The sequence below is a fragment of the Komagataeibacter sp. SM21 genome (genome assembly GCF_041402665.1).
GTDB classification, from domain to species: domain Bacteria; phylum Pseudomonadota; class Alphaproteobacteria; order Acetobacterales; family Acetobacteraceae; genus Komagataeibacter; species Komagataeibacter saccharivorans.
On the sequence record NZ_JBGLOV010000089.1, the window covers coordinates 1 to 621 of the forward strand.

Consider the following 621-nt stretch of genomic DNA (forward strand, 5'->3'; position numbering starts at 1 on the left):
TCATCACCGGGGAGCGCGCGGAAGAAAGCCCCGGGCGCGCCCGCTACGCGGTATTCGAGCCGCATCGTACCGATACCCGCGCCAGCCTGCGCCGTCCCCGTCTCGTCGATCACTGGCGTCCGGTTCATGGATGGTCGGAAGCAATGGTATGGGACTGCCTCAGGCGGCACCGCATCGTGCCAGCCCTGCCATACCGGATCGGCTTCGGCCGGCTGTCCTGCCTTGGCTGTATTTTCATGTCGGCAGACCAGGCCGCGACCTTCCGCCTCATCGCCCCCGACCGCTTCGCGCGCTTCGCCGCATATGAACGTGCCTTCGGCTGCACGATACGGCGCGACATCGACCAGAATACCCTTGCCGATCGGGGGCGCCCGTTTTCCGCTGCCCTGCAACAGCCCGACCTGGTCCGGCAGGCGCTGTCGCCCGACCGGGCAGGCCCCGTGCTGACAGATCACTGGCGCCTGCCCGCAGGGGCTTTCGGCGAGAGCGCGGGACCGGGTTAGCCCGGGGCGTGGCTGCGGAAAGCAGAAAAAAGCAGAACAGGAATACGAGAAAAAAGGACGCACCAGACCGGCGGGCCAGGCGCAAGGGGCTGGTCGGTTCGTGTCCTCGCCCTGACTG

The 621-nt window shown here is 67.3% G+C and carries 1 protein-coding gene; it reads left to right on the plus strand.

The window, feature by feature from the left end; genetic code table 11:
- A partial coding sequence (locus ACBR42_RS17190; protein WP_371208850.1) for a phosphoadenosine phosphosulfate reductase family protein occupies positions 1-503 on the plus strand: 503 nt, incomplete at its 5' end.
- Between the last annotated feature and the right edge of the window lie 118 nt (positions 504-621).